Consider the following 24,177-nt stretch of genomic DNA (forward strand, 5'->3'; position numbering starts at 1 on the left):
ATGTTAAAGATAGTTGAAAAAACTAAAATATTCTTTGCTGTGTCTCTATTCGTAATTTTAATAGGAATGGGATTTCTGGCAACAAAAGGACTAAACTTAGGTATAGATTTTAAAGGTGGTACAGCAATTACTATAAAGATGAATCAACAATTTGTTAAAGCGGATGTTGATAAAATAATTGATAAACATGCAAAGGGTGAATATTTATCCAAAACAATAAACGAGGGTAAGGAGCTAGAAATAACCGTAAAAAGCGATGCTCTTTCTCCTTTAGAAATAGGAACCATGGTAAAAGAAATTAAGACCCAGTTTAAATCTAGTGAATTAATTGAACAAAATACAATTGGTGCATCTATTGGTAGTGAATTAAAGTCAAAAGCAGTAGTTGCTTTAATTGTCGCTATGATTTGTATGCTAGTGTATGTGGGATTTAGATTTGAATTTAACTTCGGAGTTGCAGCCATAATTTCATTAGTACACGATATTTTAATTGTTGTTACAATATATGCTGTGACCCAAATACCAGTAAACGCAACTTTCATAGCTGCTATTCTTACTGTAGTTGGTTATTCTATTAATGATACTATTGTTATATTTGATAGAATAAGAGAAAATCAAAAGATTATGAGAAAATCTTCTATAGAAGAAATTACTAATACAAGTATTACACAAACTATGGCAAGATCAGTAAATACAGTTGCTACAGTTTTAATTTGTGTAATTTCGGTATATATATTTGTACCATCTATAAGAGATCTCAGTTTACCATTAATTTTCGGTATAGCAGTTGGATGCTATTCATCAATATTTATAGCAAGTCCTTTTTGGGTATTGTTTAAAAAAAGAAATAGTAAGGCAACTTCGAAAACAAGAGCATAAGAATCAATTGCTGGAGTTACACTTTGGCTCAAATAGTTAAAAATTAAAGACAGAGAAGTATGATGTATTAATTACTTCTTTGTCTTTTTTAATTTTGTTAAATAAGAAATTTAAAATTTATTTTATTTTTTTATTAACTTTGAGGAGTTTTTATAATGGATTATCTTAAAGACATGCAGGTGAATAATAATGACTTTATAGATTATAATATGTATAATCCATTTTTATTAAAAGGGATGGAGGCTGCATTATTTAGAATTGTCAAAGCTATAAATGAAAGAGAAAAAATAGTCCTTTATGGATTTTATGATGTAGATAGTATTACGGCAATTTCCTTATTGATGCTCGTGCTTAAGTTTCTAAATGCTGATGTTGAGTATTTTATACCAGGTGAATGTAGTGAAAGTCGCGATTTATCTGAAAGTGATATTACTAGTCATATAAAATATTTAGGCCCAGAACTTATAATAACCTTAGGCTGTGGCATAAATTCTTTCAGTGAAATAGAATTGTGCAAATGCATGGGAATTGATGTTATAATCACAGATTTTCATGAACCCATTAATATAGCTCCAGACACCATTGTTGTGAATCCAAAACAGAAGGGTTGTGATTATCCTTTCAAGGGGTTATGTGCTTGTGGAGTAGCCTTTAAAATAGCACAAGCAATATCATCTTACTACAAGATGAAATCCATAAACAAATATATGGATTTGGTAATGATAGGTACTATTTCTAGTAAAACAAAGCTTGACAGTGAGAATAGAATATTTACGCAAGAAGGCATAAAGCAATTAAAAAGCACAAATAATTATGGGTTTTGTGCACTACTAAAAACTCATAATATTCTTGTTATTAATGAAGATACAGTATCAAAATTAGCATTAACAGTAATGCCTACCATTAATGCCGTTGGAAGAATGGATAATGCTAAGATTGTTGTTGAGTTATTTATTACCTCAGATAGCAATAGAGCGCTACAGATATCAAAGTACTTAGATAAAGAATTAAAACATAGTCTCATAGGTAGGTGGGATACTACATAATCTTTGTGTTGCATAAATAGCTCATTATAATATATAATAGGCAGTATAATATATTATAATGAGCACTATTGATAAAAAAAATAGTCGGATTTTAGTACAGATGTACATGTTGACTTTATTTTTTTGGGGGGTAATTATCATGGATTTAAAAAATAGTATTAGAATAATAGAGGATTTTCCGAAAAAAGGTATCAGCTTTAAAGATATAACTACCTTACTACAAGATCACAATGCCCTTAAATACACTATAGATGAAATGGTAGCATATTTAAAAGATAAAAAAATAGATGTTATAGTAGGACCAGAGGCAAGAGGGTTTTTATTTGGTGTACCAGTTGCCTATGCCCTTGGAGCAGGATTTGTACCAGTTAGAAAACCTTGCAAATTACCTTATGACACTATAGAAATTGAGTACGATCTTGAATATGGCTCAGATAAACTTGAAATTCATGCAGATGCCATAAAACCTGGACAAAAGGTAGCTATAGTGGACGATTTACTTGCTACTGGTGGAACAGTTGCAGCAGTAACAAAACTTATAGAGCAAATGGGTGGAGAAGTTGTTTCTTTAAACTTTGTAATTGAATTAACGGGCCTTAATGGAAAAGACAAATTACAAGGTTATGATATAATGTCTCTTGTAAAGTACGATATTTAATTCTTATTTAAATTTATGTAGTAAATTAAAATTGCATAATTCTACATAATATTATATAATATTAGTAAAAAGTATTGGCTGGTTAATTAAACCAGCCTTTGATTTTAGGAGTGTATAAGCATGTTGGAAAAACTATTATATAAGATTGAAAATAATTGTAATATTCTAGATAAGGAGCTTATTGTTAAGGCCTTTAATTTTTCTTATGCTGCGCATAAAGAGCAAAAGAGAGAATCAGGAGAGCCTTATATTGTGCACCCATTGGAAGTAGCCTGTATTTTGGCAGAAATGGGGCTTGATACTAGCACTATTGTTGCGGGCTTACTTCATGATGTAATTGAAGACACAGTATATACTTATGAAGATATAACTAGGGAATTTAATATAGAAGTAGCAAATCTAGTTGAGGGTGTAACAAAGCTTGGTCTCATAAAATATAAGACTAAGGAAGAGGAACAAGCGGATAATATTCGCAAGATGCTACTCGCTATGGCAAAGGATATTAGAGTTATCCTTATTAAACTTGCAGATAGACTTCATAATATGCGTACGCTAAGATATATGCCCATTGCAAATCAAAAGTTAAAGGCAAAAGAAGTTTTGGATATTTATGCTCCACTAGCTCACAGACTTGGAATGTCTAAAATCAAATGGGAACTAGAGGACTTATCACTTAGATATTTAAACCCAAATGAATATTATAATTTAGTACGGAAAATTGCAGAAAAAAGAGTTGAGCGAGAAGAAAATATCAGCAACATAATAACGGAGTTAAAATTCAACTTAAATATTGTAGGAATAGATGCTGACATTGATGGAAGGCCAAAACATTTTTATAGTATTTACAGAAAAATGGTTGAAAAAAACAAAACTTTAGATCAGGTTTTTGATTTGACTGCAGTTAGAATTTTAGTTAATGATATTGGAAATTGCTATGCAGCTCTAGGAATAGTGCATACAGTTTATAAACCAATTCCGGGAAGATTTAAAGATTATATTGCAATGCCTAAACCCAACATGTATCAATCTCTTCATTCAACAGTAATTGGACCACAGGGTAAACCTTTTGAAATCCAAATTAGAACCTATGAGATGCATAAAACTGCAGAATATGGCATTGCTGCTCATTGGAAATATAAAGAGGGCACAGAGGGTGAAGATAATACAGAAGGAAATAATGAGGAGAATTTCGATTCTAAACTTTCATGGTTAAAAGATATTCTTGAATGGCAAGGGGAAACCTTTGACGCAGAAGAGTTTATGGAAGGGTTTAAAATTGATTTGTTTTCTGACGAAGTTTTTGTGTTTTCGCCAAAGGGAGAGGTTATTAATTTACCACTTGATGCAACACCAATTGATTTTGCATACAGAATTCATACAGATATAGGTCATAGGTGCATGGGTGCAAAGGTGAATGGTAGAATGGTACCACTAGAATATCATCTAAAAACCGGAGAAATAGTTGAAATTGTAACTTCACCTGCACCTAAGGGCCCTAATATTGATTGGCTTAACATTACAAAGAGTAATCAAGCTAAAAGTAAAATTAAAGCTTGGTTTAAAAAGGCTAAAAGAGAAGAGAGTATTGAAAAGGGTAAAGAAGTATTAGAAAAAGAATCAAAAAGGCAAGGACACAATTTTGGAGAAATTGCTAAGGGTGAAGCCATAGAAAAAATATACAAGAAATATAATTTTAAAGCTATTGATGATTTATTTGCTTATGTTGGAGTAGGGGATATTATGCCTTCCACTGTAGTTAATAGATTGAGAGAGGTTTTTGAAAATAAAAATAAAACGGAAAATTTGACAATAGAAGACATTGAACAAAAAATAACCAAGACTTCGGCTAAAGATGAGAAAAAGAAATTGGATTTTCAAGGGTTAATAGTCAAAGGTGAGGGCAATGTACTTGTAAGGTTTGCTAAGTGCTGTAATCCAGTTCCAGGAGATGAAATAATAGGTTATATAACTAAAGGACGAGGAGTTTCGGTTCATAGATGTGACTGTAAAAATGTTGAAGCCTTAATGAAAAATGAAATTAATAAAGTTGTTGAAGTAAGCTGGGGCGCATCTGAGGGAAAAGGCTATATTACTGAAATTGAAATTAAAGCAGATGATAGGTATGGTTTATTGTCCGACATAATGGAAGTAATAACAGTAACAAAAACTCAGTTATATTCAATTAACGCAAAAACACTAAAAAATAATGTGGCTTTAATAAATATAAAATTAAGAGTTTCTGATACAGAGCATTTGAAGGAATTGCAAAAGAAAATCACTAAATTATCTGGGGTAATAGAAGTATACAGAATTAAAAACTAAAGGATATTTTTTCTATTTAGGAGATGAATATTTATGAGAGCAGTAGTGCAAAGAGTAAAGTCATCAAAGGTTGAAGTAGATGGTAAATTACGGAGTGAAATAGGGTTTGGTTTAAATGTTCTACTAGGTATTAGCGAGGAAGATACGGAAGATGACGTAAAATACTTAGTAGATAAGATATTAAATCTTAGGATTTTTGAAGAAGATGAAAAAATGAATAAGTCACTAATAGACGTAGGGGGAGAAATGCTTGTAGTTTCTCAATTTACGCTATATGGGGATTGCAGAAAAGGCAGAAGACCGAATTTCATGAGAGCACTTGGTGGAGATGGAGCGAAAATATTATATTTAGAATTTGTTAAACAGTGTAAGGAAGTATTAGGTGATGTTAAAACCGGAGATTTTGGAGAAGATATGCAGGTTTTTATACAAAATGATGGACCGGTAACCTTACTTATAGAAAGCAAGAAAGAGTTCTAGGAGGTATAAAATGGAAATTAAACGACTTATTACAGGAGTATATGGATCAAATTGCTATATTGTAATGGATGAGACTACAAAAGAAGCTGTAGTACTAGATCCTGGTGGAGACGTGGATGATATTACTCGCGCTATAGATATTATGGGTGCGAAAGTTACGTATATACTTTTGACTCATGGGCATTTAGATCATACCACTGGTGTGGCGCAGTTAAAAGCCATCACAAATGCAACAGTATGTATAAGCAAAGCAGATGATGATTTAATAACAAAGGGCGAGTATTTATTTGGTCCTCTTATTGAGGGTGGTGCAGATAAGTTATTAAAGCAGTGGGATGTAATAAAAATTTCTAACTTAGAGTTCACTTGCTTAGATACGCCAGGTCATACACCTGGTGGTATGTGCTTTAAAGTTGAAAACTGTGTTTTCACTGGAGATACTCTTTTTGCAGGTTCCATTGGAAGAACAGATTTTGCAGGAGGAGATTTTAATACTATAATTATGAGTATAAAATTAAAACTTTTATGCCTTCCTGAATCCACCATAGTGTATCCTGGTCATGGACCAAGTAGCACAATAAACAATGAAAAATTAAGCAACCCTTTTTTACAAGATTAATATAGAGCATTATAGGACTAAGAATTTTTTAAACTATGGTTCGTAAGGAGTTAAAATGATTAAGGTAAAATTAAATAATGCAGAATTTAATTATGATGTATATCAAATGATAAATTTGTTTTTTTTATTCGCTGATATTAAATTTGTAGAAGAAAATTATGATTTTAATATTGAAGTAAAGGAAGATATAGTAACAATAAAAAAAGGCTCTGAAAGTTTTGAATACAAAGTTGATAATTCCTATAAACTAAAGGATGAAGTAAAAAAAGCTGTTTTTTTATATTTTTCAAAGAGCACAGAAAATCAGCTACCTTGGGGTACCTTAATAGGAATTAGGCCTTCTAAAAAAGCTCTTGAACTATTACAAGAGGGATATTCGGAGGAAGCTATCATAGCACAGTTCAAAGAAAAACATGTTGCAAGAGAAGATAAAGCACAGCTTTGTATTGATGTTGCAAAGTTTGAGAGAAATATTGTTAATAAAAACAAGGATAATATAAGTGTTTATATTGGCATGCCCTTTTGTCCAACCCGGTGTCTATACTGTTCTTTTGCCTCAAATCCTATAGAAAGTTGCAAAGACATAGTACAGCCTTATCTTGAGGCACTGTCTCATGAGATTAAAGAGATAAGTAATTACATCAAAGAAAAGAAGCTAAATATTGAATGTGTTTATTTCGGAGGTGGGACCCCCACTTCTGTAAATGATGAGCAATTTGAATATATAATGAAATGTATTTATGAAGCTTTTACTCAGAATAATAATGTACGTGAATTTACTGTAGAATGCGGAAGGCCCGACAGTATAACTTTTAATAAGTTAACTACTATGAAAAAGTATGGAGTGCATAGAATAAGTATTAATCCTCAAACTATGAATGATGATACCTTGAAATTAATTGGTAGAAGTCATTCCGTAGATAGCGTTACTCAAAAGTTTGATATGGCAAGGCAATTAGGGTTTGATAATATAAATATGGACTTAATAGTAGGACTCCCTGGGGAGAAAATTTCACATATAATAAAAACTTGTGATAAAATATTTGAAATTAAACCTGATAGTATTACAATTCATGGCTTGTCTATAAAAAGAGCTTCTAAGCTCCATGAAAAGATGCTTAATAACTATAGGTTTGTAATTCCTGGTCAAGAAGAATTAAATCAAATGTATGAGCAGACGGTGGAATTATCTAAAAAACTTAATATGAAACCTTATTATATGTATAGGCAGAAAAATATGGTGGGTAATATGGAAAACATTGGATATAAAACACCGGGTAAAGAAGGAATATATAATATTCAAATGATTGAAGAAAAGCAGACAGTTATAGCACTTGGTGCAGATGCTGTTTGTAAAGTTGTTTTTTTAGAAGAAAACAGGCATGAAAGGTTTGCAAATATTAAGGATGTTCGCGAGTACATAAAAAGGATAGATGAGATGATAGAAAAGAAAATTGATTTACTGGAAACTTTGTATAATTAAAAATTGAAAGTTACGTTTATACTTGAAAATGGAAAATTAAAACTTTCAACTTTTCATTCTCAATTTTCAACGGAGTAAGAGGAGGTATAAAATGGATATTCAAGCACCTAAGGGTACTAAAGATATATTACCTGAAAATATTTATAAATGGCAGTATGTAGAGAATTTATTCAGAAAATTATGTTCTGTATATGGTTGTCGCGAAATTAGAACACCTATGTTTGAACATACTGAATTGTTTAAAAGAGGCGTAGGAGAAACTACAGATGTGGTTCAAAAGGAAATGTATACTTTCGAAGATAAGGGTGGACGCAGTATTACACTAAAACCAGAGGGAACAGCACCTGCAGTAAGAGCATTTATAGAAAATGGGCTATTTAATGAGGTGCAACCTACAAAATTATATTATTTTACTCCTTGTTTTAGATATGAGAAAATGCAAAAGGGAAGATTTAGAGAGCATCATCAATTTGGGGTTGAAGTTTGCGGATCGGTGGAAGCTTCCATTGACGCTGAGGTAATTAGCCTTGTTATGAGAGTGTATAAAGAGCTTGGAATAGAAGGTGTTCAATTAAGAATAAACAGTATGGGATGTCCGAGTTGTAGAAAAAAATATAATGGAGCATTAAAAGAATTTTTAGGGAATAAATATGAAGAGCTTTGTGAAACTTGCAAAAGTAGATTCGAAAAAAATCCACTAAGAATTTTAGATTGTAAAGTTAATAGTTGTAAGGGGATAGTTAGCGGGGCCCCAATTATATCTGATTACATTTGCGAAGAATGTTCTACTCATTTTGAAAGTTTAAAAAATTACCTAGGAGTTATGGATATACACTTTGATGTGGATCCACTTATAGTAAGAGGACTAGATTATTACACCAAAACTGTATTTGAAGTGCTTGACAAAAATGGTCTTGCTCTTTGCGGTGGTGGAAGATATGATAATTTAATTAAACAAATAGGTGGACCAGATGTTCCAGCTATGGGTTTTGGTATGGGAATTGAAAGACTACTAATGGCCCTAGAAGAAAATAACATAGAGATTCCAAGTGAAAAATACATGGAGCTTTATGTTGGTTCTATGAATGAAGCTTCTAAATGTGAAGCAATTAAAATTGTGAATTCCCTTCGCGAAAAGGGAATAAAATGTGAATGCGATCATATGGACAAAAGTGTAAAAGCTCAAATGAAATATGCAAATAAGATTGAAGCCTATTATACAATTATTTTAGGTGAAGATGAAATAAAAACAAGAATTGCTAAAATAAAAAGAATGTCTGACAGGCAGCAGTTTGAAATTAAATTAGATAATTTACAAGAAATTATTAATATAGTAAAAGCATAAATTACAACCCTTAATAAAAAGGTTAAGGGTGGCATTAAAGAGAGGAAGGGAAAAAAATGGCAGAAGCATTAAACGGCTTAAAAAGAACAAATATGTGTGGCGATCTTCGTGAAACACATATATCAAATAAAGTAACAGTAATGGGATGGGTTGGAACAAAAAGAAACTTAGGAGGCCTTGTTTTTATCGATTTAAGAGATAGAACAGGACTACTACAGGTAGTATTTGGAGAAGAAATAAACAAAGAAGCTTTTCAAAAGGCAGATTTGGTGAAACCAGAGTACTGTATTGCTATAACTGGAGAAATAATTAAAAGACAATCTCCTAATGATAATATGCCAACAGGGCAAGTAGAGCTTAAAGGAGCAAGTATAAAGATATTGTCTGAATCAGAAACTCCACCTATATATATAAAAGAAGATTTAGATGCCTCAGAAAATATACGTCTAAAATATAGATATCTTGATTTAAGAAGACCAGATATGCAAAAAATCCTTATGATACGCCATAAAACAGCTAAGGTAATTCGTGACTTTTTAGACGAAAATGGTTTTTTAGAAATAGAAACACCTATGCTTACAAAAAGTACTCCAGAAGGTGCTCGTGATTATTTAGTTCCAAGTAGGAATTACCCAGGAAACTTTTATGCACTTCCACAATCACCACAATTGTTCAAACAATTATTAATGGTGTCTGGATATGATAAGTATTTTCAAATTGCAAGATGTTTTAGAGATGAAGATTTAAGATCAAATAGACAACCTGAATTTACACAAGTAGATATAGAGATGTCATTTGTGGAAGAGGAAGATGTTATAGCTGTAAATGAAGCACTAATTAAAAAAGTATTTAAAGAAGTAGTAAATGAAGATGTTATGCTTCCTATGAAAAGAATAACATACAAAGAGGCTATGGATAAATATGGTTCAGATAAACCTGATTTAAGATTTGGAATGGAAATAGTGGATATTAGTGAAGAAGTACGTGAGTGTGAATTTGTAGTATTTAAAAATGCCATAGATAATGGTGGATCAGTAAGAGCTATAAAAGTTACGAATTCTGCAGATATGGGAAGAAAAAAACTAGACAAATTAGGTGAGTTTGTTAAAACTTACAAAGCAAAAGGTCTTGCATATATTGCGTATAAAGAAGATGAGATTAAATCCCCTATAGCTAAGTTCTTAAGTGAGACGCAAATGCAAGCTATATTAAATAAGGTAGAAGCAAAGACTGGAGATTTAGTACTTATTGTTGCGGATAAAGATAGCATAGTATTACAATCATTAGGTGCATTAAGATTACAGTTAGCTAAAGAACTAGAAATATTAAAAGATAATGTGGAATTTAATTTTGTATGGGTTACAGAATTTCCACTGGTAGATTATAACGAAGAAGAAAATAGATATGTAGCAGCTCACCATCCGTTTACAATGCCAATGGATGAAGATTTACAGTATTTAGAGTCAGAGCCAGGTAGAGTTCGTGCCAAAGCTTATGATATGGTATTAAATGGTGAAGAATTAGGTGGAGGAAGTATAAGAATACATGATTCTAGCCTACAAGAAACTATGTTTAAAGTTTTAGGATTTACTCAGGAAAAAGCATGGGAAAGATTTGGATTCTTACTAGAAGCCTTTAAATTTGGACCACCACCACATGGCGGACTTGCTTTTGGACTAGATAGAATAGTAATGTTCTTGGCCGGAACAGAAAATATTAAAGATGTAATAGCTTTCCCTAAAAATCAAAATGCTTTCTGTCCAATGACCCAGGCACCAAATATGGTTGATGACAAGCAACTTGAGGAATTAGGTATCACAAAAGCAGAGATAAAGAAGTAATATACTAATAGAATATAGTTAAGTAAAAACAGCATAATATTCTTATATTATGCTGTTTTTATGTTTATAATTTTAAAATTTATGTATTAATTCCATTGATTACCTCTTGATTTGTAATAATTCTGATGCTATAATTATAAATAGTACCTATACCGGGTATGATGAAAGAACTGAAATTTATAATTAACCATGGACAGTGGTTTACTATAGTATATATAGGAGTGATAAAATGACAAAGGAAAAAGATAAAACAATGAATGATGAGCTAGTGAGAGATATTCAAGTGAGACTAAGAAAAATTGAAGGACAGGTTAAGGGTATAGAAAAGATGGTGACAAGTGAAGTTTGTTGCAAGAATATATTGGTTCAAGTTGCGGCTGCTCGCGCTGCTATGAGTAAGGTCGGTGGTTTAGTTTTAGAAAGATATACAAAAAACTGTCTTTTACATGATGATGACCCAATTGAAGAAGAAAAAATTCAAGAGTTAGTTTCAACATTTCTTATGTTTTTAAAATAAAAAACAAAGAAGTAAAATTTGTTAACAAATTTTACTTCTTTATTTTTTTGAAAATTGTACTTATGGAGGATACAAAAACTATTCCAATTGCAATGGCACCTGCACTAAACAAAGTTACTACACCTTTGGATAGAGAAGCATCAAAATTCCCCTTTACTGCCTCAAGAGTGGCATAATACATTCCACCACCTGGAACAAGAGGTATAATTGCACAAATTATAAATAGGGTTACAGGACTCTTATAAATCCTTGCCATTATTTCTGAGTAAACACTACCTATCAGGGAGGCTAGAAACAATGAAAAAACTAATGAGGGTTGTAGTCTTGCGGAAAGAAGATAAGTAAACCAGCTAAGACCTCCTCCAATTGAAGCTATAATTAGGTTTTTACCTCTGATATTAAATAGTACTCCAAAACCAAGAGAACTTAAAAAAGCATAAAATGAATTAAGAATCATATTAAACCACCTCCGAATAACAATACCCATATTTTGAAAATTATACTTGTGCCTGCAGATATGGCGATAGCTACGAATAGCGCTTCTATTGACCGTGATACGCCAGAAACTAAATCACCAGCAATAGTATCTCGTATTGCATTTGTTATAGAAATACCAGGTACAAGTATCATTATAGACCCTATTATTATAGTATCCATATTACCGACTATTCCTAAAGCTGCTGCTATAAGGGCTACGCTTGCAGCTAAGGCACCACCAAGCATGTTTTTCAGAAAGCCATTTACCTCTAATTTATCTAAATATCCACCTGAATAATTTATAAGAGCTCCAATTATAAAGGATACAAAAAAATCTTTGTAATTTCCGCCAAAAAGCAAGGTGAAAAATCCTGAAGAGACAGCAGCAAAAAATGTGGTGGTCTTATGAGAATAGGGTGGTATATTATTAATATATTCAATTTCTTTTTTCATTTTATAAGTGGATATGGGCTTTGTAACTATTTTTCTAGACAGATTGTTGATCATCTCAACCTTACGAAGATTAACCGTTCTATTATTTATTCTTCTAACTAATGAAATGGTTTTATTTTCACTGTTAGTTATAGAAACCATAATGCCCGTGGGAGTAACAAAACTTTCAGTGTGTGGTATGCCATAGGACTTACATATCATACTAATTGTTTGCTCAACTCTATAAGTTTCTCCGCCATTTTCGAGTATAATTTTACCAGCATCAGTGGCTACATGAATAATATCATCAATATGCATTGTATCTCCTTTCAGTATAAAATTAATTTTAGATTTTATAGCTATTATAAATCGTAAATATAAAATTATGTTTATTATATTATAATAAATTCGCACTATCATTATATACCATAAATCTAATAAAATATTATTTTTTGGAAAATTGAATTATTTGTTATTGTTTGTAGTGAAAAATAGCATATATACCTATGGTAATATGCTATAAAGTGTTTTAAAATCTCATAATAAGTGTATTTCCCAAATGATTCAGAAGATTTCGGGAAAATTTTCATCTTTAGGTTGATTAATAGGTTATTAAATTTTATAATAGGGGTATAATATTATTTTCAAAAATTTATTTAATTTCAAAATTAGAAACCAAAATAATAATTTAATTTAAAAGATGAGAGGAAGGGTACTTATATGATGGAATATTTAAAAAACAGTGATTTAAAAGTTTACGAAATTATTCAAGAGGAAGATGCAAGACAAGAGGATCATATAGAACTAATTGCTTCTGAAAATTTTGTTAGCAAAGCTGTAATGGAAGCAAATGGGTCTATATTAACTAATAAATATGCAGAAGGCTATCCTGCTAAAAGATATTATGGTGGTTGCGAGGTAGTGGATAAAGTAGAAGATTTAGCACGGGATAGAATGAAAGAACTTTTTGGTGCAGAGCATGCTAATGTTCAACCTCACTCAGGTTCACAAGCTAATATGGCCGTATACTTTTCTGTACTAAAACCAGGAGATACAGTACTTGGTATGAATTTAAGTCATGGCGGACATTTAACTCATGGGAGTAAAGTAAATTTTTCAGGAATTTTATATAACTTCATTCCTTATGGAGTTGATCTAGAAACAGAGACTATAGATTACGCGCAAGTGCTAGCACTTGCTAAAGAGCATAATCCTAAGATGATAGTTATTGGAGCTTCTGCTTACCCAAGAGCTATAGATTTTGCAGCCTTTAGGGAAATCTGTGATGAAGTTGGAGCTTATATGTTTGTAGATATGGCTCATATAGCAGGGCTTGTAGCAACAGGTGCACATCAGTCTCCAGTGCCTTATGCTGATTTTGTTACAACTACTACTCATAAAACATTAAGAGGGCCTAGAGGTGGAGCAATCTTATGTAAAGAAAAATATGCGAAACAAATAGACAAGTCTATTTTCCCAGGTATGCAAGGTGGACCATTAATGCAGACTATAGCTGCTAAAGCTGTTTGTTTTGGAGAAGCTCTTAGACCAGAATTCAAAGTTTACATTGATCAAGTAGTTAAAAATGCAAAAGTGCTAGGTGAAGAGCTTTTAAAATATGGTTTTAAATTAGTATCAGGCGGTACAGATAACCATCTTTTACTTATAGAATTAACAAATAAAAATATAACTGGTAAAGAGGCTGAAAAGCTACTAGACCTTGTGGGTATTACTGTAAATAAAAATACTGTACCAAATGAAACATTAAGCCCATTTGTTACAAGTGGTATAAGAATTGGAACACCTGCTGTAACTACAAGAGGATTTAAGGAAGCAGAAATGAAAATAATAGCGAGACTTATGAATGAAACTATAGAAAATAGAGAAGGTAATTTAGAAGAGATTAGAGAAAAAGTAGTTCAACTATGTAGTAAGTTTCCTTTATATTAGTGCAATTGAGTAGCAAATAAAAACAAAATTTTATAGTATAGTCAATGGCATCTGCTTAAGAGTAGGTGCTTTTGTTTATTTATTATAAAATAATTTAAGGTCTTTAAAGTGTTAGATTTAATTAATTTGATATATAATGATATTATATTTTTGTATATAAAGGAGAAACTCATGAAAAAGATAAAATCCATTTTTATTATTTCTATAGGCATCGCGCTAGCATCTCAAGTTAATATAAATTTTTTTGTGCCAGGATTTATAATAACCTTGTCAGTTGTAATATTGCCTGTTTTCATTTATTTTTATAAGGAATTTAATGCAATGGAAATTATCTTTGCAACTGGTATAATTTCTCCCCTTTATAGAGGAATATTCGTATACATTGGGACTAATAATTTACATACTACCCTTGGATTTATAGGCGCTGATATTTTGTTTTATTTTAGCTATGGAATATTATTTTATTTATTCTATTTGAAGAAAGCAAAAACCAATTTAACGGATTTATTTTTTTCGGTATTTTTCTGCGATTTTCTTTCAAATATTATAGAAATTAACATAATGCTTTGTTTCAAGGGGTATAGCTATATATTGTTCCAAGATTTAGCAATTATAGCCTTTATAAGAACTGCAATAGCAATATCTATAATATTACTACTGAAATATTACAAATTCTTATTGATAAAGGACGAGCATGAAGAAAGATATAGAAAATTAATTTTAATGACTTCAAGTGTAAAAAGTGAAATTTATTTCATGAACAAAAACAATTCGGATATTGAAGATGTTATGAAAAAAGCCTATTCTCTTTATAAAGTAATATCGCAGCAAAACTATCCCTTAGATTTAAAAAACATTTCTCTTGATATAGCAAAAGATGTACATGAAATAAAAAAGGATTATATCAGTGTTATAAAAGGATTAGAAGAAATGGTTGGAGAAAAAACGGATAGGGTGAAAATGAATATTAGAGATATGGCAAATATTATTGAGAGTGATGTAAAGGAGCATATAAAAAGAAATAAATCTAATGTAAGTTTGAACTTCGAAATAATAGATAATTTTAATGTGAAGGAACATTTTTATTTGGTTTCTGTATTGAGAAACCTTATTTACAATAGCATAGAAGCTATGGAAGAAATGAAAAATGGGAATATAAATATTTCTATTAGAAAGAGCCAAGGGTACTATATTTTTCTTATATCCGATAATGGCAAAGGCATAAAAGATAAAGATATTGAATATATTTTCAATCCTGGATTTTCAACAAAATTTAATACAGAGACTGGTGACATTTGCCGTGGTATAGGACTTGCCCATGTAAAAAGCATTGTTAATGATATTTTTTTAGGTACTATAGAAGTTGATTCAAAAGTGGGTAAAGGAACGGAATTTACCATGAAAATAAAGGAAGATATAATGGAAGGAGAAGCTATATGAGATACTATATTGCCGATGATGACATAAGCATGGTAAGAATACTGACTAATATAATAGAAGAAGACAATTCATTTGAAGTTATAGGTTGCTCAAATAATGGCGAAACTGCTTATAACGAAATACTTTTATTAAGCCCTGATATTGTACTTGTAGATTTTCTCATGCCTAAAATGGATGGAAATACTCTTGTACAGCAGCTTAAAATATTGAAACCTGATATTTGTTTTATTATGATATCTCAGGTTTTAGATAGTGAGCTTATCGCAGATTCATATAAATCAGGAATAGAATTTTTTATAAATAAACCCATTAATAAAATTGAAGTAGAAAAAGTGATTTCAAAAGTTGCAGAAAAGATTGAAATGAAAATGATGTTGTCTAATATAAAGAAAATGTTAAAGAGCTCGGAACAGCCCAATGTGGATATAAAGGATAGCCTAAAGGAAGTAAAACACATTTTAAGTATTCTTGGAATGCTTGGTGAAAAAGGAACAACAGATATAATCAAAATATGTACACTCATAATTGAAACAAAAAAATCCTTTTCCGAATCTAATTTAGAGGAACTGTTCACTTGCTTTGGAGATACTCCAGAGATTGTAAAACAAAGGATTCGAAGGTCCATTAAGAATGGACTAGAGAATATGGCAAACTTAGGAATTGAAGACTATATGAATGAAACTTTTAATACTTATGCAAATGTACTTTTCGATTTTTCCAGCGTGAAAGCTGAGATGGATTATATAAAAGGGAAAAAAAATACTGGAGGCAAAATTTCTATAAATAAATTTTTTGAAGGACTTCTACTATATTGTGAAATAGGGTGAAAAATAGTCTTATTAACAATAAGATATATTCAGAATTATGAATATTTTTTTGATTTAAATTGAGTATTTTTGAAATGATCATATTATAATAGAAGCAAAATAAACAGAAAACGATTATTTATTTCATTTGGAAAGTGATTAAAAAATTTAAGGATGTATCCACAGAATAGCTAAAATCAAAAAAAATATTATAGGGGAGGTTTAATAAATGGATTTTGCTACTTTAACAGGTAAAATCGCGGGTCTGCTTTGGAGTACAGGTTTGATTTATCTTTGTTTGGGATCTGGGATTTATTTTTCATTACGAATGAAATTCCCACAACTACGCCTAATTAAAGACATGGTGGGGCAATTGTTTGGAGGAAAGAGCTCTACAAAAGGTGTTTCGTCTTTTCAAAGCTTTGCTATGGCATTAGGTGGACGAGTAGGTGTTGGAAATATTGCTGGAGTTGCTACTGCAATATTCTATGGTGGTCCAGGATCAATCTTTTGGATGTGGATTATTGCTTTCTTAGGGGCAGGCTCGGCATACGCAGAATCTGCACTAGCTCAGGTGTGGAAAGAAGATATTTCAGGTGATTACCGTGGAGGTCCGGCGTACTATATAGAAAAAGGTCTGAAAAATAAACCTTTCGCTATACTGTTTGCTATAGTAACCATTATAGGAAATGGTTTTACCGGTCCAGGTATCCAAGCATTTAACATTGCAGAGTCATCAAAAAACGCTTTTGGTATTTCTCCAATTATTACAGGAGTATTTGTTGCTGTTTTATTCGGATTTGTAATTTTCGGTGGAATTAAAAGAATAGGTAATTTTGCTGGAGCAGTTGTTCCATTTATGGCAGGTGCTTATATCCTAATTGCTTTAGTTATTTTGGTTATAAATTTTAAAAATGTACCAGCAATGCTTGGTTTAATCTTCAGTTCTGCATTTAACCTTAATGCAGCATTCGGTGCTATATTTGGAAATGCAGTTATGTGGGGAGTAAAAAGGGGACTTTACTCTAATGAAGCAGGAATGGGGAGTGGGGCACAGGCTTCCGCAGCTGCTGAAGTATCTCACCCAGCAAAACAAGGCCTTGTTCAAGCTTTCTCAGTATATGTGGATACACTATTCGTTTGTACTGCAACTGCACTTATGATACTCTCTACAGGGAAATATAATGTTGTAAATCCTGCTGGCGGGTTTATAGTAGAGCATCTTCCAGGAGTTGGAGTGGGTACTGCCTTCGCTCAAGAATCTATAAACACAATGATTCCCGGTCTTGGTAGTCCATTTATTGCTATAGCAATATTCTTCTTTGCCTTCACTACATTGCTAGCATTTGGATATTATACAGAGAGTAATGTAGCATATCTATTTAATAAAAATAAGAAATTTAAAACAATTACATTTCTTACGAAAATCATTTTAATAATATCTACATTTTACGGAACAATCCGTACATCAAGTGTGGCTTGGAATCTTGCAGACATTGGTGTTGGTATGATGGCATGGCTGAATATTATCGCTATTATACTATTATCAAAACCTGTTTTTGCAACTCTTAAAGATTATGAGCAGCAAAAAAAGATGGGCTTAGACCCTGTTTTTGTTCCTAAGAGATGTGGTATTAAGGGTGCAGAAATATGGGATGACATCGTTCAAAAGAACTATGGAGAACAGTTGTCAGCGTTGAAAGAAAAGGTAGGAGATATTAATAAACCCATGGTTTAAATTATTGTGCCACCAACTAGCGGAATGTATAGTAAAATCTATATATTTCGCTAGTTTTTACATTAAAAATAAATTTACAATAAAATTCCATGTGGTATAATTAATTTAAAGTGTAAATACTCCATTAGGGAGGGGTAATATGGATAGTGAAATTCTAAACGCAGAAAAAATACTAGAATGTCTATTAGAAAATTTGGAGGAAGGAATTCAAGTAGTAGATAAGGATGGCAAGACTATATATTATAATACTGTCATGGGAAAAGTAGAAGGTATACAGCCTAGTGAAGTCTTAGGGAAAAAAGTTAGTGAGTATTTAGAGGATGTAAAAGAAGCTGATTCTACCCTTATGAATGTATTAAAGACTGGTGAAAAAATTGTGGGCTTAATACAACATTATGGCAATGGATATAAGAAAAAAGTCACTACTATAAATACTACAGTGCCAGTAGCCGTAGATAATAAGGTTATAGCAGTGATTGAAATAGCAAAAGATATGACTCAGCTAAAAGAGCTAACTGAAAGTATTTGCAAATTACAAAATCTAGATAAAAAAATTAATAGCCATTATACTTTTAGTGATATATATGGTGATAATCCTATTATGAAAACTGCTATTGAAAAAGCTAAAAAAGCTAGTATGTCAAGTTCATCTGTATTAATATATGCAGAAACTGGATCAGGTAAAGAAGTGTTTTCTCAAAGTATTCATTATGATGGGTTAAGAAAAAATAAGCCTTTCATACCTATAAATTGCGCAGCCATTCCTGCACTACTTCTAGAGGGGATGCTTTTTGGTACAGAAAAGGGTGGTTTTACAGGAGCAGAAAATAAAAAAGGATTATTTGAGGAGGCAAATCATGGGACCATTTTATTAGATGAAGTTAATTCACTAGAACCCTATCTCCAATCTAAACTTTTAAGAGTACTGCAAGAGGGCTATATAAGACCCATTGGAGGTACTAAAAGTATAGATATTGATGTAAGAATAATAGCTACTTTAAATGAGGAACCAGAGAAACTTATTGAAAGTGGCAAATTAAGAAAAGATTTTTATTATAGGTTATGTGTACTGAGAATAAATGTACCTCCACTAAGAGAGAGAAAAGATGATATTCCTATATTTGTGAATAAGTTAATTGAAAGATATAACAAAATTCTATGTAAAAATATAATAGGTATTGATGAAGTTATGATGAAAAAACTTCAAGAATATAATTGGCCAGGAAATGTGCGTGAGCTTACAAATGTTATTGAAGCTGCAATAAATATGGCAGATTACAATTCCATTTTAACAGAAAACTATTTTGATTTTAGAATAGCCTGTGAAAATAGTAACAATGCTCAAGACATTATCACAAATGATGATGGGAACTTCCATTTAGAAAATTATATGAGTGAAATCGAAAAGACCATAATCGAAAAATCATTAAAAAAGAATAAATTTAATGTTAGTAAAGCGGCTAGGCAACTTGGCATTTCAAGACAAAATCTTCAATATAAAATAAAAATACATAAAATATTAGTAGAATATTAAAAAAAAGCAAGAATTCTTGCTATGTATGCAAAATATTATGCATACATAGAAACCCAAGTAAATAGATGGACAACCATAAATAACCAATTTTAATTTTGAGTTATATAAAAAATATGCAGAATATTTTGCGAATAATAAACACATGTATTTAAGCACTGGCTTAGATACATGTGTTTTCTATTTGGCACAGAAATTGCTCTATATAAATAAAATACTTTCAAATATGGGAGGTAAAAATTATGATAAAAAAAGGCACCTGGGTTGAAGTAGAAGAAATCGTTTTGCTACCAGAAGATAGAGCTACAAATATACCAGATGAGACAAAAAAAACTCCACTTAAGAGCTGGACACGCGGAAAGTGCCTTAGCGATTGTGAACTTGGAGATAAGGTACAAATTGAAACTAATATAGGCAGAATTTCTAGCGGGGAAGTTGTAGACATAGAGCCAGGATACTACCATACCTATGGCAAATATGTTGAAGAAATAAGTAATATAGGAAAACAAGCTAGAGAAATAATAGCAAAATAGTAAGGTTTAATGACAATTTAAGAGGAGGTAATAAAGGGTGAATAAATATGAAGAGCTTATGGAACGTAAGAATGAAATAATTCTTAAATCTATAGGAATAGATTATGGTAAATATGAAACTGGCAAACTTTCCTTTGATTATGAAGGATTGATGAAAGATGTTGGATATTGCTTAGAGGAAGTTAGAGAAATTCAAAATGAGGTAGGGGTAGGGAATACTCCGCTAATAGAGCTGAAAAACATTACAAAACTTGCAAGAAAGATTTCAAAAACTGGACATGCAGCTAGAATATTTGTAAAGGATGAAAGTTGCAATCCTTCTGGTAGTTTTAAAGATAGGCGAGCATCTATATCTGTATATGATGCAATGAAGAGAGGATATATTGGCGTAGGAGCAGCTACTTCAGGTAATTATGGAGCAGCGGTTGCATCACAAGCCAACATTAGGGGACTTAAATGTATAATAGCAAACGAATGTTATGATTCAAAAAAAATAGGGCAACCAGAAATATTGGAAAAGGGAAGAAAGTGTGAGGGACTTGGAGCAGAAGTTATTAGGCTTTCCGTAGGACCTGAATTGTTTTATACTTACCTAAAAATACTTGAAGATACAAAATATTATAACGCGTCTTTATATTCTTCCTACGGTGTAGCTGGAATTGAAACACTAGGATATGAAATAGCTGAGCAGTGTAGAGAAAAATTTGGTAAAGATCCTGATGCAGTTATTATAACTCATGCAGGTGGTGGAAATGTTACTGGTACTGCAAGAGGGCTTATTAAGGCAGGTGCTGTGAAAACAAAAATAATAGGAGCATCAGTTGATCTTTCCGGACTTCATATGGCCTCAGACATAGACTTTAATAAGAAATCCTTTACAACAGGCCATACAGGCTTTGGTATTCCGTTTATGACAAATCCTGATAGGTCAGATGTACCTAGAAGTGCAGCACGGCCACTAAGATATTTGGATAGATATGTAACTACTTCTCAAGGTGAAGTATTTTGGATGACTGAAATACTCGCGGGGCTTGAAGGACTAGAAAGAGGACCAGCAGGAAACACATCTTTAGTAGCAGCTTTTGCAATTGCTCAGGAATACGATGATGATGCCATCATAGTTGTGCAAGAGACTGAATATACTGGAGCTGGAAAACATTTGATACCTCAGCTTAATTTTGCTAAAGATAACGGCATTAAGGTTTATGTAGGTGATCCTAAAGAGCAAATACCAGGCGTTAATATAGTAATTCCATCTCATCCAGAAGTAGTAACAGTCACAGATGTGGATATGGAAGGGCTAAAAAATTCCTACATAAAAAATTGCGTTAACAAATTGATAGATAATAAGGTAGAAAAAGTTGATATCAAGTTTTTATCCTTAGAAACAAAACTAAGCATGGAAAAAATAGGTGAAATATTAAAACAACATAATATTGAAATAGATTAAAAAATGAAATATATTAAGTACTAAAATTTTTAGGAGGAATTTAATTTATGAAAAGAGAAGATGATTTTGAAATAAGAAAGGAACATTTAAAAGGTCTTACAGAGGAGCAATTATATGATAGATTTTGGAACTTAACTGAGGAAATTGTAAAACCTATTGTGGATTTAGCTTATACTCATACATCACCATCTATAGAGAGGTCTGTAGTACTCAGAATGGGATTTTCAAGTTTGCAGGCAAAACCATTAATTGATTATGGTACAAAGTATAATTTACTAGGGAAAGGTATTGGAAATGTTATTTTAACTTATGCAAAACTTAAGAACATGGATTACCTTAAAGCAGGAGAGGAATTGTGCGGAGGAATAGGCTGGGATATAGTATCAGAAAAAATGAAGGGAAGTGACAAGTAATGGTTGAAAAGTTAGAAGAAAATATAAAACTTAATGTGGAAGAGATATTAAAAGACTTAGATAAATATGAACCAAAATGGAGAGGCTGGCACTGGAGAAAAGAAAATAAAGAAGGAAAAGTAGGAGAGTTTACATACCATGAAATATCAGCTCCACTAAAGAAAAGTCATGGTCTTCCTGCAGCAAGAAGCTTTGAGGGTATAGACCCACAACCAAGACCTGTTATTACCACAGAAATAGCTTCAGGAAGGTTTGAAGATGATATAAGAAGAATGAGAATGGCTGCATGGCATGGTGCAGATCATTTAATGGTTATAAGGACAATGGGGCAAAGTCATTTTGATGGATTACTTGAAGGAAGCCCAGAAGGTATAGGTGGCGTTCCAATAACTAGAAAAGAAGTTAGAGCAACAAGAAAAGCTATAGATTTAATAGAAGAAGAAGTAGGAAGAAGAATTAATTTCCATTCCTATGTATCAGGTGTTGCAGGTCCAGATGTAGCAGTTATGTTCGCAGAAGAAGGCGTTAATGGAGCTCATCAAGATCCACAATACAATGTGCTTTATAGAAATATAAATATGTATAGATCCTTTGTAGATGCAGCAGTAGCAAAAGGTGTAATGTGCTGGGCAAATATCCTTCAAATAGATGGTGCACATAATGCCAATGCAACAGCTATGAAGGGCTATAAGGTAATGCCAGAGCTAATGGTTCAACATGCTATAAATTCTTGTTTTTCAGAAATGGTAGGAATGAAACCAGAAAATATTGCATTATCTACTGTACCACCAACTTCAGCACCAGCACCTTGCATGAGATATGATTTGCCTTATGCAGTGGCGCTTAGACATTTCTTTAAAAAGTACAAAATGAGAGCTCAGATGAATACAAAATATGTAGAATCTTGTGAAAGAGAGGCTACAGTTGGTCATACATTGAATTTGTTAATATCAGAATTAACTTCCGTGGACATTCAAAGTACTATAACTCCTGATGAAGGACGTAATGTTCCATGGCATTATAATAATATTCATGCTATAAATACTACAAAACAATCATTTTTAGGTATGGATGGTCTAATGGACATGATAGAACTTAAGAAGACTGGATATTTACCTGAAAAAGTTAGAGAACTTGAAGAAAGAGCCATAATGTTCCTTGAAGAAATGATAGAAGTAGGCGGTTATTTTAAATCAGTTGATGCTGGATTCTTTATAGATTCAGGCGAGTATCCTGAAAGAAATGATGATGGTATTGCAAGAAAGATGGATGGCGGAGATGCTGCTTCCACAATAGTTTTAAGAGACAGTGATTATTTTGCACCAGTTTGTGGTCATTTTGGCTTTAATAATGTTCCTAGTGAATACAGAAAAGCTTGTGATGCAATCCATGAATGTACCTTATGCAACCATTCAAAAATTCAATATATTGATGAATTAGATGAAAATGATAATGTATTTAAGAGAATGGAAAAAGTTAAAGAAGATGGTACTATTATTCCGGAAGTTCAATGGGCAAAAGACGGGTATGTTAAGATTACTCTATTTATACCAGAAAATGAGCAGATTAGTGAGGCTGCAGCCCTTGAAATGGGCAAGCGAATGAACCTTAAAAATGTTGAAGTTCTTCATAAACAAGTTTTGCAAAAATCTGAAGGTTGTCTTGTAGAAATTAAGGGTGTTTGCGATTTTACTCCTGTAAAACGTGATGAATTAGTACTCCCTAAGAGAAGAAAAGTGCTATCAAATCAAGTTATGAAAGATTATGTAAAAGAGCACCCAATAAAAGTTGCCGCAGCTACTGTAGGTGAAGATGAACATTCAGTAGGACTCAGAGAAGTTATTGATATAAAACATGGTGGAGTTGAAAGATTTGGTATACAAGCAGTTTACCTTGGAACCTCCTGCCCAATAGAAAAATTAGTAGATGCCGCTATAGAATCAAAAGCTCAAGCAATACTATGTAGTACAATCATTTCTCATAATGATGTGCATATAAAGAACATGAGAAAGCTTAATGATCTATGCATCGAAAAAGGAGTAAGAGATAAAATTATACTTGTTTCTGGTGGTACACAGGTAACAGATGATATAGCTAAAGCAAATGGTATGGATGTTGGATTTGGCCGTGGTTCAAATGGTACAGCGGTTGCATCCTTCATAATTAAAAGGTTAATGGGTATTGCGGATATTGAAGAAGAGGAAGAAGCATAAAAGG

21 protein-coding genes are annotated in these 24,177 nt (G+C 32.1%); 19 read left to right on the forward strand and 2 right to left on the reverse strand.

Features of this window, described 5'->3' with window-relative positions; translation table 11 throughout:
• The 10 genes from secF (at position 1) to Ctaglu_RS06505 (ending at position 11,190) form a co-directional block, all read left to right on the forward strand.
• Positions 1-879 carry a protein translocase subunit SecF gene (secF, locus tag Ctaglu_RS06460; RefSeq protein WP_124999245.1) on the forward strand — a complete coding sequence of 293 codons (879 nt, stop codon included), beginning with the start codon at positions 1-3 and terminating at the stop codon, positions 877-879.
• Between the two features lie 155 nt (positions 880-1,034).
• The gene (locus Ctaglu_RS06465) at positions 1,035-1,925 is read left to right on the forward strand and encodes a DHH family phosphoesterase (RefSeq protein WP_124999247.1); all 891 of its coding nucleotides are present in this window, start codon (positions 1,035-1,037) and stop codon (positions 1,923-1,925) included.
• A gap of 139 nt (positions 1,926-2,064) precedes the next feature.
• Positions 2,065-2,583, forward strand: a complete 519-nt coding sequence (locus tag Ctaglu_RS06470) for an adenine phosphoribosyltransferase (RefSeq protein WP_124999249.1) — start codon at positions 2,065-2,067, stop codon at positions 2,581-2,583.
• Positions 2,584-2,703: 120 nt separating this feature from the next.
• On the forward strand, positions 2,704-4,905 hold the full coding sequence (locus Ctaglu_RS06475; RefSeq protein ID WP_124999251.1) for a RelA/SpoT family protein: 2,202 nt from the start codon (positions 2,704-2,706) through the stop codon (positions 4,903-4,905).
• A gap of 33 nt (positions 4,906-4,938) precedes the next feature.
• Positions 4,939-5,385 (forward strand): D-aminoacyl-tRNA deacylase, encoded by a 447-nt coding sequence (gene dtd, locus Ctaglu_RS06480; protein WP_124999253.1) that lies wholly within the window; start codon positions 4,939-4,941, stop codon positions 5,383-5,385.
• A 10-nt stretch (positions 5,386-5,395) separates the two neighbouring features.
• Positions 5,396-6,004 (forward strand): MBL fold metallo-hydrolase, encoded by a 609-nt coding sequence (locus tag Ctaglu_RS06485; protein WP_124999255.1) that lies wholly within the window; start codon positions 5,396-5,398, stop codon positions 6,002-6,004.
• A gap of 55 nt (positions 6,005-6,059) precedes the next feature.
• Positions 6,060-7,487 carry a coproporphyrinogen III oxidase gene (locus tag Ctaglu_RS06490; protein WP_124999257.1) on the forward strand — a complete coding sequence of 476 codons (1,428 nt, stop codon included), beginning with the start codon at positions 6,060-6,062 and terminating at the stop codon, positions 7,485-7,487.
• Between the two features lie 91 nt (positions 7,488-7,578).
• Positions 7,579-8,832, forward strand: coding sequence for a histidine--tRNA ligase (hisS, locus tag Ctaglu_RS06495; RefSeq protein WP_124999259.1), 1,254 nt, complete (start codon positions 7,579-7,581; stop codon positions 8,830-8,832).
• A 56-nt stretch (positions 8,833-8,888) separates the two neighbouring features.
• Entirely contained in the window at positions 8,889-10,673 is a 1,785-nt protein-coding gene (gene aspS, locus Ctaglu_RS06500) for an aspartate--tRNA ligase (RefSeq protein WP_124999261.1), read from the forward strand.
• 229 nt (positions 10,674-10,902) lie between these two features.
• Complete coding sequence (locus tag Ctaglu_RS06505; RefSeq protein WP_233439699.1) at positions 10,903-11,190, forward strand: metal-sensitive transcriptional regulator; 288 nt, start codon at positions 10,903-10,905, stop codon at positions 11,188-11,190.
• 31 nt (positions 11,191-11,221) lie between these two features.
• Here the strand turns inward: Ctaglu_RS06505 and Ctaglu_RS06510 are convergent, their stop codons facing one another.
• Positions 11,222-11,647 carry a threonine/serine exporter family protein gene (locus tag Ctaglu_RS06510; RefSeq protein WP_124999263.1) on the reverse strand — a complete coding sequence of 142 codons (426 nt, stop codon included), beginning with the start codon at positions 11,645-11,647 and terminating at the stop codon, positions 11,222-11,224.
• Positions 11,644-12,417 carry a threonine/serine exporter family protein gene (locus tag Ctaglu_RS06515; RefSeq protein WP_124999265.1) on the reverse strand — a complete coding sequence of 258 codons (774 nt, stop codon included), beginning with the start codon at positions 12,415-12,417 and terminating at the stop codon, positions 11,644-11,646. Before Ctaglu_RS06515 ends, Ctaglu_RS06510 begins: the two co-directional genes overlap by 4 nt.
• 405 nt (positions 12,418-12,822) lie before the next feature.
• Here Ctaglu_RS06515 and glyA point away from each other — a divergent pair, with 405 nt between their 5' ends.
• The 9 genes from glyA to oraE all read left to right on the forward strand — a co-directional run bounded on the left by glyA (position 12,823) and on the right by oraE (position 24,173).
• Complete coding sequence (glyA, locus tag Ctaglu_RS06520) at positions 12,823-14,049, forward strand: serine hydroxymethyltransferase (RefSeq protein WP_124999352.1); 1,227 nt, start codon at positions 12,823-12,825, stop codon at positions 14,047-14,049.
• Between the two features lie 171 nt (positions 14,050-14,220).
• Positions 14,221-15,489, forward strand: a complete 1,269-nt coding sequence (locus tag Ctaglu_RS06525) for an ATP-binding protein (RefSeq protein ID WP_124999267.1) — start codon at positions 14,221-14,223, stop codon at positions 15,487-15,489.
• Complete coding sequence (locus tag Ctaglu_RS06530) at positions 15,486-16,316, forward strand: DNA-binding domain-containing protein (RefSeq protein WP_124999269.1); 831 nt, start codon at positions 15,486-15,488, stop codon at positions 16,314-16,316. The genes Ctaglu_RS06525 and Ctaglu_RS06530 overlap by 4 nt, the downstream gene beginning before the upstream one ends.
• Before the next feature lie 208 nt (positions 16,317-16,524).
• Complete coding sequence (locus Ctaglu_RS06535) at positions 16,525-18,033, forward strand: alanine/glycine:cation symporter family protein (RefSeq protein WP_124999271.1); 1,509 nt, start codon at positions 16,525-16,527, stop codon at positions 18,031-18,033.
• Positions 18,034-18,172: 139 nt separating this feature from the next.
• The gene (locus Ctaglu_RS06540; RefSeq protein WP_124999273.1) at positions 18,173-19,567 is read left to right on the forward strand and encodes a sigma-54 interaction domain-containing protein; all 1,395 of its coding nucleotides are present in this window, start codon (positions 18,173-18,175) and stop codon (positions 19,565-19,567) included.
• 239 nt (positions 19,568-19,806) lie between these two features.
• A complete protein-coding gene (gene ortA / locus Ctaglu_RS06545; protein ID WP_124999275.1) occupies positions 19,807-20,097 on the forward strand; it encodes a 2-amino-4-oxopentanoate thiolase subunit OrtA in 291 nt (96 codons plus the stop codon).
• Positions 20,098-20,134: 37 nt separating this feature from the next.
• A complete protein-coding gene (gene ortB / locus Ctaglu_RS06550) occupies positions 20,135-21,547 on the forward strand; it encodes a 2-amino-4-oxopentanoate thiolase subunit OrtB (RefSeq protein ID WP_124999278.1) in 1,413 nt (470 codons plus the stop codon).
• 47 nt (positions 21,548-21,594) lie between these two features.
• Positions 21,595-21,960 (forward strand): ornithine aminomutase subunit alpha, encoded by a 366-nt coding sequence (locus Ctaglu_RS06555; RefSeq protein ID WP_124999280.1) that lies wholly within the window; start codon positions 21,595-21,597, stop codon positions 21,958-21,960.
• A complete protein-coding gene (gene oraE / locus Ctaglu_RS06560) occupies positions 21,960-24,173 on the forward strand; it encodes a D-ornithine 4,5-aminomutase subunit OraE (protein ID WP_124999282.1) in 2,214 nt (737 codons plus the stop codon). The genes Ctaglu_RS06555 and oraE overlap by 1 nt, the downstream gene beginning before the upstream one ends.
• Positions 24,174-24,177 lie beyond the last annotated feature (4 nt).

It is taken from the genome of Clostridium tagluense (genome assembly GCF_003865095.1).
Taxonomy (GTDB): domain Bacteria; phylum Bacillota; class Clostridia; order Clostridiales; family Clostridiaceae; genus Clostridium_AD; species Clostridium_AD tagluense.

Coding starts and splice junctions, on each gene's coding strand:
- secF (WP_124999245.1), top strand. CDS start 1: ATGTTAAAGATAGTTGAAAAAACTAAAATATTCTTTGCTGTGTCTCTA.
- Ctaglu_RS06470 (WP_124999249.1), top strand. CDS start 2,065: ATGGATTTAAAAAATAGTATTAGAATAATAGAGGATTTTCCGAAAAAA.
- Ctaglu_RS06510 (WP_124999263.1), bottom strand. CDS start 11,647: ATGATTCTTAATTCATTTTATGCTTTTTTAAGTTCTCTTGGTTTTGGA.
- hisS (WP_124999259.1), top strand. CDS start 7,579: ATGGATATTCAAGCACCTAAGGGTACTAAAGATATATTACCTGAAAAT.
- Ctaglu_RS06505 (WP_233439699.1), top strand. CDS start 10,903: ATGACAAAGGAAAAAGATAAAACAATGAATGATGAGCTAGTGAGAGAT.
- Ctaglu_RS06530 (WP_124999269.1), top strand. CDS start 15,486: ATGAGATACTATATTGCCGATGATGACATAAGCATGGTAAGAATACTG.
- Ctaglu_RS06535 (WP_124999271.1), top strand. CDS start 16,525: ATGGATTTTGCTACTTTAACAGGTAAAATCGCGGGTCTGCTTTGGAGT.
- aspS (WP_124999261.1), top strand. CDS start 8,889: ATGGCAGAAGCATTAAACGGCTTAAAAAGAACAAATATGTGTGGCGAT.
- oraE (WP_124999282.1), top strand. CDS start 21,960: ATGGTTGAAAAGTTAGAAGAAAATATAAAACTTAATGTGGAAGAGATA.
- glyA (WP_124999352.1), top strand. CDS start 12,823: ATGGAATATTTAAAAAACAGTGATTTAAAAGTTTACGAAATTATTCAA.
- Ctaglu_RS06540 (WP_124999273.1), top strand. CDS start 18,173: ATGGATAGTGAAATTCTAAACGCAGAAAAAATACTAGAATGTCTATTA.
- ortA (WP_124999275.1), top strand. CDS start 19,807: ATGATAAAAAAAGGCACCTGGGTTGAAGTAGAAGAAATCGTTTTGCTA.
- Ctaglu_RS06465 (WP_124999247.1), top strand. CDS start 1,035: ATGGATTATCTTAAAGACATGCAGGTGAATAATAATGACTTTATAGAT.
- Ctaglu_RS06555 (WP_124999280.1), top strand. CDS start 21,595: ATGAAAAGAGAAGATGATTTTGAAATAAGAAAGGAACATTTAAAAGGT.
- Ctaglu_RS06525 (WP_124999267.1), top strand. CDS start 14,221: ATGAAAAAGATAAAATCCATTTTTATTATTTCTATAGGCATCGCGCTA.
- dtd (WP_124999253.1), top strand. CDS start 4,939: ATGAGAGCAGTAGTGCAAAGAGTAAAGTCATCAAAGGTTGAAGTAGAT.
- Ctaglu_RS06485 (WP_124999255.1), top strand. CDS start 5,396: ATGGAAATTAAACGACTTATTACAGGAGTATATGGATCAAATTGCTAT.
- Ctaglu_RS06515 (WP_124999265.1), bottom strand. CDS start 12,417: ATGCATATTGATGATATTATTCATGTAGCCACTGATGCTGGTAAAATT.
- Ctaglu_RS06475 (WP_124999251.1), top strand. CDS start 2,704: ATGTTGGAAAAACTATTATATAAGATTGAAAATAATTGTAATATTCTA.
- Ctaglu_RS06490 (WP_124999257.1), top strand. CDS start 6,060: ATGATTAAGGTAAAATTAAATAATGCAGAATTTAATTATGATGTATAT.